The following is a 16,121-nucleotide window of genomic DNA, read 5'->3' as shown; positions in this document are numbered from 1 at the left end:
GAACGGCCAAGCAGCGCTCTCCGACGCTCAAAAAGGCATATATGCCTCAAATCGCATATCTATGCGCCTTCTCTGCAAAGGCCTCACAGGGGGAGAAGGCGAGGGCCGCACCTAACCCCTCAACCTGCAGCACCTGCGACATTTGCACAGCGAATCGTTTCACGTGAAACAATGCCCTCCACTGACCGCCCCAGCGTTTCACGTGAATCACTGGGGCGTATTCTTCCCAATGTTTCACGTGAGTCACTTGCCGATACAGAATTGCGAAAAGATCACGTCGAGCATATCCTCGACATCGACCGCGCCGACGATCCGTCCGAGCCGATCCGCCGCCAGGCGCAGTTCCTCGGCGCGCAATTCCTGTCCGCGGTCACTACTTGCCGCTGCCGCAAGCAGGAAGCGTTTCGTCTCATTGAGCAGCTCGACGTGCCGCAGCCGCGACGGCAGGATATCGCCGGCCTGGCCGATCTGCGCTGCGGCGTGCCGCCCGATCTCGTCCAGCAATTCGGCCACTCCCGTGCCGTCCTGCGTCGAGATAGCGATATCGTAGTGCGCCGCGGGCGAGGGTGATTCGCCCCTCAGAAGATCAACCTTCGTTCCGACCCTCAGCGCCGGAATGGCGCCCGGCAGCACACCGATCGCCATTGGCTCAGCCATATCCTCAAGCAGCAACAGCAGGTCCGCACTGTGCGCCTTGGCCCTGGCCTTCTCGATGCCGATCGCCTCGATCTTGCCGGGCGCCTCGCGCAGACCGGCGGTGTCGGTTACCCGGACCCGCACCCCTTCGAGGTCCAGCACCACCTCGAGCAGGTCGCGGGTCGTGCCCGGCTCATCGGTGACGATCGCCGCCTCGCGCCGCGCCAGAGCGTTGAACAGGCTGGATTTGCCGGCATTCGGCGCCCCGAGGATGACGACTTCGAACCCGTCGCGAATGATTTCGGCAGCGCGGAAGCCGGCGACATGGCGCTCGATCTCGGCGATCATGGCCCGCACGTCGGACCAGACTGTGTCGGCGACCGAACCCGGCACGTCGTCCTCGTCGGCAAAATCGATCTCGGCCTCGATCATCGCGCGGGCGTGGATCAGCCGTCGGCGCCAGCCCAGATAGAGTTCGCTCTGCACGCCTTCGGCATTGTGCACGGCAAAGCGCCGCTGCGCCTCGGTGTCGGCATTGATGAGATCGGCCAGCGCCTCGGTTTCGACCAGATCGAGCTTGCCGTTGACAAAGGCGCGGCGGGTGAATTCACCCGGCTCGGCATGCCTGACGCCGTCGAAGGAGGTGATCGTTTCCAGCATCTTCGCCACGACGGCGCGTCCGCCATGCACATGGAACTCGGCAACGTCCTCGCCGGTAAAACTGTCGGGACCGGCAAAGAAGACGACCGGGCCGCTGTCCAGCACCGATCCGTCCGGCGCCCGTAACTTGCGATAGCTAGCAACGCGGTTCGGCACGGCCGATCCGGCAATCGTTTCGACTACGAATCGACTCTGCGGCCCCGAAATTCGGATCACCGCAATGCCGGCCGGCAGGCGCCCGCTCGACAGTGCCACGATGGAGTCTTTTGAAATCATTTGCCCGCTCTGCCGAAGCGCCCTAGCTATGCCTGTTCAATCCACCATCGAGTTGCGCCGTGACATTGCCTGCACAAAACCTGCTTGCCGAAGAGGCCAGTCCCTATCTGCAGCAGCACAGCGGCAATCCGGTGCACTGGCGGCCATGGTCGCCTGCCGCTCTGGCCGAAGCACAGGCGCTGCAGCGTCCGATCCTGCTGTCAGTCGGCTACGCTGCCTGCCACTGGTGCCACGTCATGGCGCATGAGAGCTTCGAGAACGACGGCGTCGCCGCCGTCATGAACCGTCTCTTCGTCAATATCAAGGTCGACCGCGAGGAGCGCCCCGACATCGACCAGATCTACATGGCGGCGCTGTCCTCGATGGGCGAGCAGGGCGGATGGCCGCTGACCATGTTCCTGACGCCGGACGGCAAGCCGTTCTGGGGCGGCACATACTTCCCTCGCGAAGCCCGCTACGGGCGCCCGGGCTTCGTCCAGGTGCTGGAGGCGGTCGACAAGGCTTGGCGGGAGAAGAAAGAAAGCGTTAACCAAAGCGCCGACGGTTTGACTACGCATGTCGAGGCGCGGCTGGCGGGCAGCCATGCCAAGGCCGTACTCGACAGCGACACGCTAGCGAAGCTCGCCAACGGCATTGACGGCATGATCGACCGCGAGCTGGGCGGCCTGCGCGGCGCACCCAAATTCCCCAACGCGCCGTTCATGCAGAGCCTCTGGCTGTCCTGGCTGCGCGACAGCACCGCAGCCCATCGTGACGCCGTTCTCCTCAGCCTCGAAAAGATGCTGGCCGGCGGCATCTACGACCATGTCGGCGGTGGCCTCAGTCGCTACTCGACCGACGCCGAATGGCTGGTGCCGCATTTCGAAAAGATGCTCTACGACAATGCCCAACTCGTCCGGCTGTGCAATTGGGCCTATGCGTCAACTGGCAAGGAATTGTTCCGGTTGCGAATCGAAGAGACGATTGCCTGGCTGTTGCGCGAAATGCGGGTCGAGGGCGGTGCCTTCGCTGCCAGTCTCGATGCCGACAGCGAAGGGGAAGAAGGGCTGTTCTATACCTGGAGCAAGGATGAGGTCGAGCTTGCCCTTGATGACGAATCAGCATTGTTTTTCAACTACTTCACACTTGCCGACCCGCACGGCTGGGAGGGCAAGCCGATCATCCGCCAGACAGAAGCCCAGCAGACGCAAAGTGTGATCGACCGCCAACAGCTCGTCCCGCTGAAAGAAAAATTGCTCGCGGCGAGGGCACAGCGCATCCGGCCAGGGCGTGACGGCAAGGCACTGACCGACTGGAATGGTCTGATGATCGCAGCGCTTGCAGAGGCCGGGCGATCGCTTGGCCGATCCGACTGGATCGTAGCGGCGGCAGCGGCCTTTGCCGCCATTGCGGCTGCCGGGCGCGATAACCGTCTGTCGCATTCCATGCTCGGCGCAAAGAGGCTGTTCCCGGCTCTTTCGAGCGACTATGCCGCCATGACCAATGCGGCGGTCTCGCTGTTCGAGGCGACCGGCAATCCCGACTATATCGATCGCGCCGGGAACTTCATTGAGCAACTCGATCTCTGGCACCGGGACAGCGACAAGACCGGCTACTATCTGACCGCATCGAACAGCACGGATGTGCCGATCCGCATCCGCGGCGATGTCGACGAGGCCATTCCTTCCGCCACTGGGCAGATCATCGAAGCCATGGTCCGATTGTCGTCGCTGACCCGCGATCTCGAACTCTGGGAAAAAGCCTGGACAGTCGCCGAGCATGCGGCCGGGCGGGCGGAGCACCAGCCCTATGGCCAGGCAGGAATCGTCAATGCCTGTGCCCTGGCGCTCGAACCGCTGAAACTGGTGATCGTGGATAAACCCGAGAATCCAAGGCTTGTTCCGGTTGCGAATCGAAATCCGGACCCACGTCGGGTGGACATCGTCGTGCCTGTTGGCTCGGCGACAAACCTGCCGGCCTTGCCGGGCGGCGTCCTGCCGCCAACGGCCGAGCCCGGCGCCTGGCTGTGCACGGGGCAGGTCTGCCTGCCGGTGGTAACGGAAGCTGAAGAGCTGGAAGGGTTATTGCGCCGAAGATAGGATTCGTAATCCTATGGCGAAGCAAGGAGCGAAGCGACGCAGCGCAGACCATAGGATCCATGCCGTGACTTTCGCGCGCTGCAACGGCGCAAATTCTGCTCCGCTGCTTTCTCCGGTAGAGCTCACGGCATGGATCCTCGGGCCAAGCCCGAGGATGACGAAGGCAACGGCCAGCCCCCAACCCTACGTATTCATCGAATCGAAGAAGTCCGCATTCGTCTTGGTCTGCTTGAGCTTGTCGATCAGGAACTCGATGGCGTCGGTTGTTCCCATCGGCGCCAGGATGCGGCGCAGCACGAAGATCTTCTGCAGATCCTGCTTGGAAACCAGCAGGTCTTCCTTGCGGGTGCCGGACTTCAATATGTCCATGGCCGGATAGATGCGCTTGTCGGCCACCTTGCGGTCGAGTTGGATTTCGCAGTTGCCGGTGCCCTTGAACTCTTCGAAGATGACTTCGTCCATACGGCTGCCGGTGTCGATCAGCGCGGTGGCGATGATGGTCAGCGAGCCGCCTTCCTCGATGTTGCGGGCGGCGCCGAAGAAGCGCTTCGGCCGCTGCAGCGCGTTGGCGTCGACACCGCCGGTCAGCACCTTGCCGGATGACGGCACGACGGTGTTGTAGGCGCGACCGAGACGCGTGATCGAATCCAGCAGGATCACCACGTCGCGACCGTGCTCGACCAGGCGCTTGGCCTTTTCGATCACCATCTCGGCAACCTGGACATGGCGTACCGCCGGCTCGTCGAAGGTCGACGAGATCACCTCGCCCTTCACCGAGCGCTGCATGTCGGTAACCTCCTCCGGCCGCTCGTCGATCAGAAGCACGATCAGATAGCATTCCGGATGGTTGGCGGTGATCGAGTGGGCGATGTTCTGCATGAGAACCGTCTTGCCGGTGCGCGGCTGCGCATTGATCAACGCACGCTGCCCCTTGCCGATCGGCGCGACCAGGTCGATCACGCGCGGCGAGATGTCCTTGGTGGTCGGATTGTCGATCTCCATCTTCAGCCGCTTGGTCGGATAGAGCGGCGTCAGGTTGTCAAAGTGGATCTTGTGGCGGATTTTTTCCGGATCGTCGAAATTGATTGTGTTGACCTTGAGCAGCGCGAAATAGCGCTCGCCCTCTTTCGGGCTGCGGATAGGGCCTTCAACCGTATCGCCGGTCTTCAGCGAAAACCGCCGGATTTGCGAGGGTGAAATATAGATGTCGTCGGGACCTGGCAGATAATTTGCGTTGGCCGAGCGCAGAAAGCCAAAGCCGTCCTGCAGCACTTCGACGACGCCGTCGCCGATGATCTCGATATCCTGTGCCGCCAGCTTCTTCAGGATCGCGAACATCAGCTCCTGCTTGCGCATGACGCTGGCGTTCTCGACCTCGAGCGATTCCGCATAGGCGATCAACTCTGGTGGTTTCTTGTTCTTGAACTCGGTGAGTTTCATTTCTTGCATGGACGGACTCTGAATGAGCTTTGGGAAAAATATCGGCGGGATGCGACAAATGCCGGGCGCGGCCGAAAGCGATGACGGGCGGCGCATGACGGGAAGGAAGACCCGTCTTTTATCGTCGGTCGGGTGAAAGAGCAAGCCGCCTTTTGCGGGCACCGAATACGTCAGAATGGTTTCACGATAACCAGGACGACGATGACGACCATCAGCAATGTGGGGATCTCATTGACGATCCGCCAGTGCCTTGCCGGTTTTTCATTGCGGTCTTCGGCAAATTTCCGGACGGCGCCGGCGAAATAGCCATGCACGGCCGACAGACCCACCACCGCAGCGATCTTGGCATGCAGCCAGCCGCCTTGAAAACCAAAGCCTTTCCAGGCGAGCCACAGGCCGAACGCCCAGGTAATCACCATCGCCGGATTGATGATGCCGCGCAGCAGGCGGCGCTCCATTACCTTGAAGGTCTCCGACTGGACGGAGCCTTTTTCGGCATCGGCATGATAGACAAGCAAGCGCGGCAGATAGAGCATGCCCGCCATCCAGGAGATGACGGCAATCACATGGATCGCCTTTGCCCAGGGATAGAAATCATCGGGCCCGAAGAGAAACAGCAGCCCGGCCAGCACGAGGAAAATGGCGATCGCGATTGCCGCGCGGCGCGTCGCCCCGCTACCGCTGTTCGTGCTGTTCGCATTGTCTGCGCCCATCATCGTCACGACGCGCTCCGCACCAGTTTGACCATCTGCTCGACATGCGCGAGCGGCGTCTCCGGCGTGATGCCGTGGCCGAGGTTGAAGATCAGCGGCCGGTCCCCTAACACCTTCAGGATCGCCCCCACGCCGTCGGCAAGCGCCTTGCCGCCGGCCACCAGCCGCAGCGGATCGAGATTGCCTTGCACGGCGCCGTCACGCTGCAATTCCTTCGCGGTCGACAATGGCACGGTCCAGTCGAGGCCCAGCCCGGTCACGCCGGTCGTCTGGCGATAGCTCCGGTAGTGATCTCCGGCGCCTTTGGGAAAGCCGATGATCGGAACGTCGGGATGGACAGCCTTCACCTGCCGGACAATCTCGGCCACCGGCCGGACGCAGAACAACTCGAAAGACGCTTCGTCGAGCACGCCGGACCACGAATCAAAGATCTGCACCACGTCGGCGCCGGCTTCGATCTGCCGGATCAGATAGGCAGCCGAATGATCGGCGAGCACTTTCAGGAGCCGAAGAAAGGCCGCCGGCTCGCGATAGGCGAACAGCCTGGCCGGCGCCTGGTCGGGCGTACTGTGGCCGGCAATCATGTAGGTCGCCACCGTCCAGGGCGCACCGCAGAAGCCGATCAGCGTCGTTTCATCAGGCAGTCTGGCGCGCAATCGCCGCACCGTCTCGTAGACCGGCTCGAGATTCACGTGAAACGTTTCGCCGTCGAGAGCCTCGATCTCCGCAGCCGAGATCGGCGTCAACAGCGGGCCGCGTCCTTCCTCGAAGCGCACGTCGCGGCCGAGCGCATGCGGCACGACAAGGATATCGGAAAACAGGATCGATGCGTCGAAGCCGAAGCGTTCGATCGGCTGCAGCGTCACTTCGACGGCGAGATCCGGGTCGTAGCAAAGATCGAGGAACGATCCGGCCCGTCTCCTCGTCTCCCGGTATTCCGGCAGATAGCGGCCGGCTTGGCGCATAATCCAGAGCGGCGGCGGAAACGCTGCCTTGCCTCTCAACACGTCCAGCACGATCCGGTCTTGAGGCATTGAGCGCTCGCCTTTCCAGGCTTCCCTATAATTAAATATTCTATTTTTAGGAATCTTATGATTCTAAGAGTCTGTTGGTTGTGGTGGTTGTCTCCTGTCCCGCTTTGCCCTGGAAAAGACCAGCCAGCATATTGTCGCGCGCTTCTCCAACGGGATTGCAGGACTTTGTGGAAAGCCGGGAATTTCCGACTGGAGTCAATGCGTTGCCGCCAGGCCAAGGAACTTGCCCCTGTGGATGAAGCGAAGGCAAAAAGCTCCGTCCCCGGACTTGTCCCCAACCGCCCGAAGAAGCCGACAGCACATCGAATTGTGGACAAACCGGCATCTGATACAGTCGCTTGGCGGTGGCCGAGTTTTCCGCCCGGCTTATCCACATCGGCCCACAGCCTGGAATGTATCCTGTGAACAAACCGCAGAGCTTCTTTCACCTTCACCTGATTTCCGACGCCACCGGCGAAACGCTGCTGGCCGCCGGCCGCGCCGCTTCCGCGCAATACAAGGATGCGCGCGCCATCGAACACATCTACCCGCTCATCCGCACCGAAAAACAGGTGACGAAAGTGTTCGAGGACATCGAGGAGGAGCCGGGCATCATCCTCTACACCGTCGTCGACCAGAAGCTTGCCCGTGGCATCGATGAACGCTGCGCGGCGATGGGCCTGCCTTGCGTCTCGGTACTGGAGCCGGTGCTGACGGTGTTCCAGTCCTATCTCGGCACGCCGGCCGGCCGCCGCGTCGGCGCCCAGCATGTGCTGGACGCCGAATATTTTCGCCGCATCGACGCGCTCAATTTCACCATGGAGCATGATGACGGCCAGCTGCCGGCCAATATGGACGATGCCGACATCGTGCTTGTCGGCATCTCACGCACCTCGAAGACGCCGACCAGCATCTATCTCGCCAATCGCGGCATCAAGACCGCCAACATCCCGATCGTGCTCGGCGTGCCGGTGCCGGAAAGCCTGGTCTACGCCAGGAGGCCACTGATCGTCGGCCTGATCGCCACTGCCGAGCGCATCTCCCAGGTCCGGCAGAACCGCGTTCTCGGCAACAGCGCCTACGAGCCGACCGATTACGTCGACCGCGCCGCGATCGCCGAAGAGCTCGCCTACGCCCGCCAGATCTGCACACGGCATGGCTGGCCGATGATCGATGTCAGCCGCCGTTCGATCGAGGAGACGGCTGCGGCTATCGTTGCCCTGCGCGGCAAGACGCGCTAGGGCGTGTGATATTCAGGTGATGCCGGCCTACAAACGGCGGCTTCCTGCGCTTCCGGTGCTCACGTACGAAAAGTACGCTCCGCTCCGGTTCTCGGAAGCCACTATTTTCGGCTCGGCCTGACCTGAATCTCGACACACCCTAGTGAGCGCCAGGAACGGGGGCGAAAAAAATGGCCGAAAAAATCATCCTGGCCTCGGGCAGCCCGTTCCGCAAGGCGCTGCTTGTCAATGCCGGCGTTGTGGTCGAAGCGGTTCCGGCTTCTGTCGACGAACGTGCGCTGGAGGCGCCGCTGCAAAATAGTGGCGTGTCGCCGGAGGACGTCGCCCTGGTGCTTGCCGAGGCCAAGGCCACCGAAGTCAGTCAGCGCAAGCCCGGCGCCCTGGTGCTCGGCTGCGACCAGACGCTGTCCCTCGGCGACGAGCTGTTCCACAAGCCGGCCGACATGGAAGGCGCACGCCGTCATCTGCTGGCGTTGTCGGGCAAGACGCATCATCTCAACAGCGCCGTCGTGCTGGCCCGTGACGGCCAGGTTCTATGGCGGCATGTCGGCATCGCCAGCCTGACCATGCGCAAGCTCGATCCGGCCTTCATCGGCCGCCATCTGGCGCGCGTCGGCGCCAAGGCGTTGTCCAGCGTTGGTGCCTACCAGATCGAAGGCGAGGGCATCCAGCTGTTCGAAAAGATCGAGGGCGACTACTTCACCATTGTTGGCCTGCCGCTTTTGCCGGTGCTGGCCAAGCTGCGTGAGCTCGGGGCGATCGATGGCTGAGGCCTCGAAAAAAGCCTTCGTCACCGGCCACCCGATCGGCCATTCCAGGTCACCGAAGATCCACGGCTACTGGCTGGCGAAATACGGCATCGACGGCGTCTACGAGGCCATTGACGTTGCGCCAGAAGCGTTTGCCGAATTCCTGCAAACGCTGCAGGCACAAGGCTATAGCGGCGGCAACGTCACCATCCCGCACAAGGAGGCCGCCTTCGCATTGGCGGCGCGCCGCGACGACGCGGCCGAACAAATCGGTGCGGTCAACACACTGTGGTTTGAGGATGGCGAATTGTGGGGCGGCAATACCGATGCCCATGGCTTTGCCGCCAATCTGGACGAGTATGCACTGGGTTGGGCGGCCGACGGCCCGGCCGTTGTGCTCGGTGCCGGCGGTGCCGCTCGCGCGGTCATCCATGCGCTAAAGCAGCGCGGCGTCAACGATATCCGCATCGTGAACCGGACGCTTGCGAGGGCGCAGGAGCTGCGCGACCGCTTCGGTGCCGGCGTCTCCGCCCATGGCATGGCGGCGGCCGGTGAATTGCTCGAAGATGCCGGCCTGCTGGTCAACACGTCAGCGCTCGGCATGCATGGCAATGAAGGCCTGTCCGCCGATCCGGGCAGACTGCCCGACCGCGCCATCGTCACCGACATCGTCTATGTTCCGCTGGAAACGCCGTTGCTCGCCGCAGCCAGCGCGCGCGGCCTCAAGACCGTCGATGGGCTCGGCATGCTGCTGCACCAGGCGGTGCCCGGCTTCGAGCGCTGGTTCGGCACCAGGCCGCAGGTCACCGCCGAACTGCGGCAAATGATCATTGCCGATATCGGCGCGAAGCCATGATCGTGCTCGGCCTCACCGGATCGATCGGCATGGGCAAGTCGACCACGGCAAAGATGTTTGCCGAGGCCGGCGTGCCGGTCCATGATTCCGACGAGGCGGTGCATCGCCTCTATGCCGGCAAGGCCGCCCCAATGGTCGAGGTGGTCTTTCCCGGGACCACCCGATCCGGTGCGGTCGATCGCACAAAGTTGGCCGAACGGGTGCTCGGCGATGCCGCCGCGCTGAAACGGCTGGAAGCGATCATCCATCCGCTGGTCCGTGCCGACGCCGATGCCTTTCTGGCGCAAAATCGTGCCGCCGGCGCGCCACTTGCCGTGCTCGATATACCGCTGCTGTTCGAGACCGGCGGCCGCGATCGCGTCGACAAGGTTGTGGTCGTCACCGCGCCGGCCGAGATCCAGCGCGCCCGCGTGCTGGCGCGCCCGGGCATGAGCGAGGAAAAGTTTGCGTCGGTCCTGGCCAGGCAGGTTCCCGACGCCGAAAAGCGCCGGCGCGCCGACTTCGTCGTCGACACCGGCCAGGGCTTTGACGCCGCCCGCGCGGCTGTCAATGCGATCGTCGCCGAACTAGTCGGGGATAAAGCAGCCAGGCCGGGTTAAGAGGCTTGCAGCCCACATTACTTGTTGCCATTTTGTTCCGGGTGTGATTCGGCTAGAATGACGCGGAACCAATGGACTGATTCGATGCGTGAGATCATCTTCGATACGGAAACCACCGGCCTCGACACGCGCGAGGACCGCGTCATCGAGCTTGGCGGCATCGAGCTGGTCAACCGCTTTCCGACCGGCCGCACCTTCCACAAATACATCAACCCACAAGGCCGCCCGATTCATCACGAGGCGCAGGCCGTGCACGGCATTAGCGCCGCCGATCTTCAAGGCAAGCCGACTTTCATGGAGATCGCCGAGGAGTTCCTGGCCTTCATCGACGGCGCCAAGCTGGTCGCCCATAATGCCGGCTTCGACATCGGCTTCCTCAATCTCGAATTCGGCCGGCTTGGCCATCCGGCCATCGATCCCGGACGGATCGTCGACACGCTGGCGCTGGCGCGCCGCAAGCATCCAATGGGTCCCAATTCGCTCGACGCGCTCTGCCGCCGCTATGGCATCGACAATGGCCGTCGCACCAAGCACGGCGCGTTGCTCGATTCGGAATTGCTGGCCGAGGTCTATATCGAGCTTATCGGCGGCAAGCAGGCCAGCCTCATCCTCGACAGCATCATGACGCCGGCGGGCGGACGACAGAATGTCGACGACATCGACATTTCGATCGGCGTCAGGCCCATCGCCTTGCCCTCGCGCCTGACCGATGCCGAGCGCGCTGCACACGCGGGCATGGTTGGCAGCCTCGGCGAAAAGGCGCTTTGGCTGCGCATCGGCCGGGAAGCGAGTTCCGCGGCATAGTGATTTTGAGCGGAGTGATCCGTCGCCCCCTCTGTCCTGCCCTTTTAGCCACCACTTGGCATCTCCCCCTCAGTGGGAAAGATTGGCAGTCCCAGCGCCTCGCTCATTCCTGCGACGATGAAGGATTGGCGAAGGCTGACGTGAAGTTCCGATCTCCCCACTTAAGGGGGAGATGGCCGGAAGGCCAGAGGGGGCACTGTCCCGCCAGCGGCTCATAAAAAAACCCGGCGCAAGGCCGGGTTTCTCAAACGCTATCGAGACAAACTCCTTCAGCTCACCTTGACCTTGGCGGCGGCCTGGTCCTCGGCCAGCTTCTGCTGGAACATCTGCGCGAAATCGATCGGGTCGAGCATCAGCGGCGGGAAGCCGCCATTGCGCGTTGCCTCGGCAATGATCTGCCTGGCGAACGGGAACAGCAGCCGCGGGCATTCGATGAACAGTATCGGCAGCATGTGCTCCTGCGGGAAGCCGCTGATGGAGAAGACGCCGCCATAGACCAGTTCGACATTGAACAGCACTTCCTGGTCGAACGACGCCTTGGCATTCAGCGTCAAATTGACGTCGAACTGCTTGTCCGAAAGCGGGTTGGCGTTGACGTTGACGTTGATGGCGATGCCGGGGGCCTTGTCGCGGCCGCGCAGCGAGTTTGGCGCGCCGGGGCTTTCGAAGGACAGGTCCTTCACATATTGCGCAAGCACGTTGAGCGAAGGCTGCTCCGCATTTCCATTACCGTTGGCTGCGCCGGTCGGGGCGTCGTCGTTGCTGGCCATAAGCTGTGATCCTTTTGCCTGGGCAGCGTTGCTGACCGGATTGAAATTCGGGCGTTCGCTATCATGGCCGGCACGACAAGACAAGTTTGCAAAAGACGCCGGTTGCCTTGCGGCTACTCGTCCTTGAGGCGGCGCCACGGAGAGTCAGGCCCGCGCGCATGGTCGTCGGCGCGCGAATAGTCGCCGTCGTCGAGATCGATGGTCTTGCCGCGTTGCCTTGCCCGCAAACCAACGCCGAAATCGGTGGCCAGCACGATGCGGCCTTTCAGCATCCGCCAGGCAAGATCGCGCACCGGTGGCAGGAACAGTAGAATGCCGAAAATATCCGAGATGAAGCCGGGGAAGATCAAAAGGATCGCGGCCAGAACGATCATGGCGCCGTGCGCAAGCTGGCGGCTCGGATCGTGGCCGGCATCCATTTCGGCACGGACCCTGGCCATGACGCCAAAACCCTGGTGTCGAAGGAGCAAGGCGCCGGCGACGCTCGAGGCCAGCACCAGCCCGACCGTCGCCAGCGCGCCGATCTGGCGGCCGACAATGACGAAACCGGCTATCTCCAGCAGCGGAAGCGCAAGAACAAACAGGGGAAGCAGCGAGATACGCAAATCTTGACCGATCGTTTCGATGTTTTGCCGGCCGGCGAGCAATCGCCGCTGGCACCAGAGCTGTTAGATAGGTATGGCTGCCTTTGATTTGAATGATTGCGCCATGCGTTCTATATGCTTTGGATACTGAACGCTATGTGATCGCGGCCCTTGCTTGGCCGCTGGTCCGGCCAAAGCAGGGATTGATTGGCGCAAGATATGGGCTTCTTCGACTTCGGCACAATTTTCTTTCTGATTGCGGCGGTGGTGATCTTCTTCCAGCTGCGCAACGTGCTTGGCCGACGCACGGGCAACGAACGCCCGCCCTTCGATCCATATACGGCAGGGCGCAAGAACGACAAGGATGCCGCCCAGAAACCCGAGAACGTGGTTTCGCTGCCGCGCAAGCGGCTGGCGGGAGAGCCGGCGGCCGATGCCTATACGGCGATCGACGCCTTTGCCAAGCCCGACACAGATCTCAACCGGGGCCTGCGGGCGATCAAGGACAATGATCCGACCTTCGACCCGAAGACCTTCGTCGACGGCGCCAAGATGGCCTATGAGATGATCGTCATGGCCTACGCCGATGGCGACCGCAAAACCTTGAAAAACCTTTTGTCGCGCGAGGTCTATGACGGCTTTGTCGCGGCCATCGGCGACCGCGAGGCAAAAGCCGAAAAAATCCAGTCCTCCTTCGTCGGCATCGACAAGGCCGACATCGTTTCGGCCGAGATGAAGGGCAGCGAGGCGCACATCACGCTGCGCATTGTCAGCGAACTGATTTCAGCGACCCGCGACAAGGCCGGCGCCGTCATTGACGGCGATCCCGAGACCGTCGCCGAGGTTAAGGACGTCTGGACCTTCGCTCGTGACGCGCGCTCGCGCGATCCGAACTGGAAGCTCGTCGCCACCGAAGAAGAAGACTGAACTGGACGGCGGCGGGGGCTGTCGTGTCGCTTTCTCGAGTCTTCAGCGAAAAGTCCTTTGGCGAATTGCCGGGCTGGGACGAGGACGACCAACTCCCTGCCTTTGACGCCTTTCGCCGCTCGGCCTTTCATGTCCTGACGAAACCCTACCGCTCCGGCGCGCTCGGCGTCGATTTCGGCGCCTTTGCCGAAGCCTATGCCGCAGCGCGCACCGTTTCGCCGGCGAATCGGTTGGAGGCCCGAAGCTTCTTCGAGCGCTACTTTGTGCCGGCCCATATAGGGGCGGAAAACGGCGGCCCAGGCCTCGTCACCGGCTTCTACGAGCCGGAGGTCGACGCCTCGCCGGTGCGCACGCGACGATTTTCGGTGCCGTTGCTAACCCGCCCGGCCGACCTTGTCGACATCGACGATGGCAATCGTCCTTCCGGCATGGATCCTTATCTTGCCTTCGCTCGTGCGGCGCCGAACGACCCGGTCGAATATTTCGACCGCGGCGAGATCGAACGCGGCGCGCTCGCTGGACAAGGCCTGGAAATCGCCTGGCTCGCCGACAAGGTCGATGCCTTCTTCATCCACGTGCAGGGCGCGGCGCGGCTCAACATGACCGACGGGGAGCTTTGCCGCGTCACCTATGCCGCCAAATCCGGCCAGCGCTTTACCGGACCGGGCACGATCCTGAGCGACGAAGGCGAGATCCCGCTGGAAAAAGTGACGATGCAGTCGATCCGTGCCTGGCTCAAGGCGCGTCCGGAGCGCGTCGACGAGATCCTTTGGCGCAACCGCTCCTACATCTTCTTCCGCGAGATGGGCGTCGACGACCCGGAGCTCGGCCCGATCGCTGCCGCCAAGGTGCCGTTGGCACCCGGCCGCTCGATCGCCGTCGACCGACTGCTGCACACGTTCGGCACGCCCTTCCATATCGATGCGCCGTCGCTGACCGCCTTCGACGGAAAACCGTTCCGGCGGCTGATGATCGCACAGGACACCGGCTCGGCGATCACCGGGCCAGCCCGCGGCGATCTGTTCGCTGGGTCAGGCGATGCGGCCGGCGAGATCGCCGGCGTTATCCGCAACGCCGCCGATTTTTATGCGCTGATCCCCCGGTCGCTGATTTCAGGAGCAGATCGATGACCCGGCGCATCGACAGGCTGAGCGAGGACGACCGGGTTCTATGGAACCTGGTGGCGCGCACGACAAAGCCGCTGAAGGGCAAGATCGCCGTCGATATTCCCAACATTGGGCCGGAGATCGACGACGCCAGGCAGGCGCCGCCGCCAGTACAGGTCGCGGGCAATGCTGCCGCAGCCGCGAAACCGAAGGCGCAGCATGTTTCCCACGCACTCGACGAACCGACGCTGGACAAGCTGTCGAAGGGCCGGCTGCCGATCGAAGGCCGCGTCGACCTGCATGGCCTGACCCAGGACGAAGCCTATTCGCTGCTGTTTTCCTTCCTGCACCGGGCGCATGCCGGCGGCATCCGCTATGTCCTGGTAATCACCGGCAAGGGCTCCTCGTCGGGCGGCGACGGCGTCTTGCGACGCGCCGTGCCGTCATGGCTGTCGACGCCCGCCTTCCGGCCCCTTGTCTCCAGCCACGACCATGCCGCCCGCAATCATGGCGGCTCGGGCGCGCTTTACGTCCGTCTGCGGCGGGCGCGCTCTTGAGGATGCGCCCATGAGGATGCGCCAATGAGGATGTGCTCGTGACCCCGTTCGGCGAAAAGCTTCGCGTGCTGCGAAACGAGCGCGGCGTCACCCAGAAGGACATGGCCAAGGCGATCGGCGTCAGCGCAGCCTATCTCTCGGCGCTCGAACACGGCCGCCGCGGTGCGCCGAGCTGGACGCTGATCCAGAAGATCATCGGCTATTTCAACATCATTTGGGACGACGCCGAGGAACTGGCGCGGTTGGCCGAAACCTCGCATCCGCGCGTCAAGCTCGACACGTCCGGCCTTAGCCCGGCGGCGACCGAGCTTGCCAATCTCCTGGCCGACAACATCGAAAAGCTCGACGAAGCCGAGCTTCGCCGCATCATTGCGTCGCTCCGCGCCGCGCTGAACCGGCCGAAATGAGTTGCTTTGTTACTGGACCGAGCCGACCAGAACCTGCTGGCCGCCGCGGATCGAGACCCAACGGCCGGTATTGTCGATCGCCTGCCGCTTGAGGAAACGATAGCCGGTCTGGTCCCAGGAACGGACCTGGTCGGTCAGATTGTCGAGGATGTAGTCGCCCTTGTCGGTGCGCACCGTCAGCACGGCGTGGCCTTCGCCATCCGGCTTGCGCACGACGGTCATCAGCAGATCGGCAAACGAGACGCCCAGCCGGTTCAGCTCACGGCGCTTTTCCAGGACATAGTCCTCGCAGTCGCCGACACCCTTGTCGGGATAGGCCCAGACCTCGTCCTTGCCGTAGATGTCGAAGTCGCTCTCAGGCTTGACGGCGGCGTTGACCTTTACCGTGACGCTGAGCAGCTTGCGCCACAGCGAGCCGGTCATGCTGGCGGGCGACAGATCCTTCGGGCGGATCGAGCATTCCGACGGGTAGGTCTTGCAGAAATCATAATGGCCGATCGGCTGCGACGTCGGACCACCTGTTATCATCGGGCTGGCTGCCGAGGCCGAACTGGCCCAACCTGCCGCCACAGTAAGTCCAGCCAGCGCGCACAGGCGTAGCGTTCTCGCCATTGGTGAGGAAATCATTGTCCCCGCTTGTCCCTTGTTGTTAACGAAACGTTAAGGGGTATTTACAGTCGGTGTCAATTATGAGGATGGATTGAT

The 16,121-nt window shown here is 62.7% G+C and carries 17 protein-coding genes; 10 read left to right on the top strand and 7 right to left on the bottom strand.

The window, feature by feature from the left end; genetic code table 11:
* Positions 1-243: 243 nt before the first annotated feature.
* Positions 244-1,572: a tRNA uridine-5-carboxymethylaminomethyl(34) synthesis GTPase MnmE gene (gene mnmE, locus NKH01_RS28805; protein ID WP_353023535.1), complete on the bottom strand. Its 1,329-nt coding sequence runs from the start codon at positions 1,570-1,572 to the stop codon at positions 244-246.
* 59 nt (positions 1,573-1,631) lie between these two features.
* On the opposite strand from mnmE, the gene NKH01_RS28800 reads away from it, so the two are divergent.
* Positions 1,632-3,650, top strand: a complete 2,019-nt coding sequence (locus tag NKH01_RS28800; protein ID WP_352481327.1) for a thioredoxin domain-containing protein — start codon at positions 1,632-1,634, stop codon at positions 3,648-3,650.
* 183 nt (positions 3,651-3,833) lie between these two features.
* Here the strand turns inward: NKH01_RS28800 and rho are convergent, their stop codons facing one another.
* From rho to hemE, 3 genes are all read right to left on the bottom strand, one after another.
* Positions 3,834-5,099 (bottom strand): transcription termination factor Rho, encoded by a 1,266-nt coding sequence (gene rho / locus NKH01_RS28795; RefSeq protein WP_023718755.1) that lies wholly within the window; start codon positions 5,097-5,099, stop codon positions 3,834-3,836.
* A 161-nt stretch (positions 5,100-5,260) separates the two neighbouring features.
* Complete coding sequence (gene hemJ / locus NKH01_RS28790) at positions 5,261-5,803, bottom strand: protoporphyrinogen oxidase HemJ (protein WP_084642637.1); 543 nt, start codon at positions 5,801-5,803, stop codon at positions 5,261-5,263.
* A gap of 5 nt (positions 5,804-5,808) precedes the next feature.
* Entirely contained in the window at positions 5,809-6,837 is a 1,029-nt protein-coding gene (gene hemE, locus NKH01_RS28785; RefSeq protein WP_353023533.1) for a uroporphyrinogen decarboxylase, read from the bottom strand.
* Between the two features lie 401 nt (positions 6,838-7,238).
* Between hemE and NKH01_RS28780 the strand changes: the two genes are divergently transcribed.
* The 5 genes from NKH01_RS28780 to dnaQ all read left to right on the top strand — a co-directional run bounded on the left by NKH01_RS28780 (position 7,239) and on the right by dnaQ (position 11,065).
* Complete coding sequence (locus NKH01_RS28780; protein ID WP_023718758.1) at positions 7,239-8,057, top strand: pyruvate, water dikinase regulatory protein; 819 nt, start codon at positions 7,239-7,241, stop codon at positions 8,055-8,057.
* A gap of 170 nt (positions 8,058-8,227) precedes the next feature.
* Entirely contained in the window at positions 8,228-8,827 is a 600-nt protein-coding gene (locus NKH01_RS28775) for a Maf-like protein (protein ID WP_353023531.1), read from the top strand.
* On the top strand, positions 8,820-9,662 hold the full coding sequence (locus NKH01_RS28770) for a shikimate dehydrogenase (RefSeq protein WP_353023530.1): 843 nt from the start codon (positions 8,820-8,822) through the stop codon (positions 9,660-9,662). The genes NKH01_RS28775 and NKH01_RS28770 overlap by 8 nt, the downstream gene beginning before the upstream one ends.
* On the top strand, positions 9,659-10,261 hold the full coding sequence (coaE, locus tag NKH01_RS28765; protein WP_353023528.1) for a dephospho-CoA kinase: 603 nt from the start codon (positions 9,659-9,661) through the stop codon (positions 10,259-10,261). The genes NKH01_RS28770 and coaE overlap by 4 nt, the downstream gene beginning before the upstream one ends.
* A gap of 84 nt (positions 10,262-10,345) precedes the next feature.
* A complete protein-coding gene (gene dnaQ, locus NKH01_RS28760) occupies positions 10,346-11,065 on the top strand; it encodes a DNA polymerase III subunit epsilon (RefSeq protein ID WP_023718762.1) in 720 nt (239 codons plus the stop codon).
* 269 nt (positions 11,066-11,334) lie between these two features.
* Here the strand turns inward: dnaQ and secB are convergent, their stop codons facing one another.
* Both secB and NKH01_RS28750 read right to left on the bottom strand, forming a co-directional pair.
* Positions 11,335-11,835 carry a protein-export chaperone SecB gene (gene secB, locus NKH01_RS28755; RefSeq protein ID WP_023718763.1) on the bottom strand — a complete coding sequence of 167 codons (501 nt, stop codon included), beginning with the start codon at positions 11,833-11,835 and terminating at the stop codon, positions 11,335-11,337.
* Positions 11,836-11,948: 113 nt separating this feature from the next.
* Positions 11,949-12,440, bottom strand: a complete 492-nt coding sequence (locus NKH01_RS28750) for an FxsA family protein (protein WP_353023526.1) — start codon at positions 12,438-12,440, stop codon at positions 11,949-11,951.
* A 198-nt stretch (positions 12,441-12,638) separates the two neighbouring features.
* Between NKH01_RS28750 and NKH01_RS28745 the strand changes: the two genes are divergently transcribed.
* The 4 genes from NKH01_RS28745 to NKH01_RS28730 are packed head-to-tail and all read left to right on the top strand — an operon-like array spanning position 12,639 to position 15,416.
* Positions 12,639-13,346: a Tim44/TimA family putative adaptor protein gene (locus NKH01_RS28745; protein ID WP_023718765.1), complete on the top strand. Its 708-nt coding sequence runs from the start codon at positions 12,639-12,641 to the stop codon at positions 13,344-13,346.
* A gap of 23 nt (positions 13,347-13,369) precedes the next feature.
* On the top strand, positions 13,370-14,476 hold the full coding sequence (mltA, locus tag NKH01_RS28740) for a murein transglycosylase A (protein ID WP_023718766.1): 1,107 nt from the start codon (positions 13,370-13,372) through the stop codon (positions 14,474-14,476).
* Positions 14,473-15,009 carry a Smr/MutS family protein gene (locus NKH01_RS28735; protein WP_023718767.1) on the top strand — a complete coding sequence of 179 codons (537 nt, stop codon included), beginning with the start codon at positions 14,473-14,475 and terminating at the stop codon, positions 15,007-15,009. The genes mltA and NKH01_RS28735 overlap by 4 nt, the downstream gene beginning before the upstream one ends.
* 38 nt (positions 15,010-15,047) lie before the next feature.
* Positions 15,048-15,416, top strand: a complete 369-nt coding sequence (locus NKH01_RS28730) for a helix-turn-helix domain-containing protein (protein ID WP_023718768.1) — start codon at positions 15,048-15,050, stop codon at positions 15,414-15,416.
* A 9-nt stretch (positions 15,417-15,425) separates the two neighbouring features.
* Here the strand turns inward: NKH01_RS28730 and NKH01_RS28725 are convergent, their stop codons facing one another.
* Positions 15,426-16,043 (bottom strand): transglutaminase-like cysteine peptidase, encoded by a 618-nt coding sequence (locus NKH01_RS28725; RefSeq protein WP_023718769.1) that lies wholly within the window; start codon positions 16,041-16,043, stop codon positions 15,426-15,428.
* Positions 16,044-16,121 lie beyond the last annotated feature (78 nt).

Source organism: Mesorhizobium sp. M1403 (assembly GCF_040317695.1).
Lineage (GTDB): Bacteria > Pseudomonadota > Alphaproteobacteria > Rhizobiales > Rhizobiaceae > Mesorhizobium.
The sequence above is the reverse complement of the archived record's forward strand: the minus strand, read 5'-3'. Positions and strand labels throughout refer to the sequence as shown.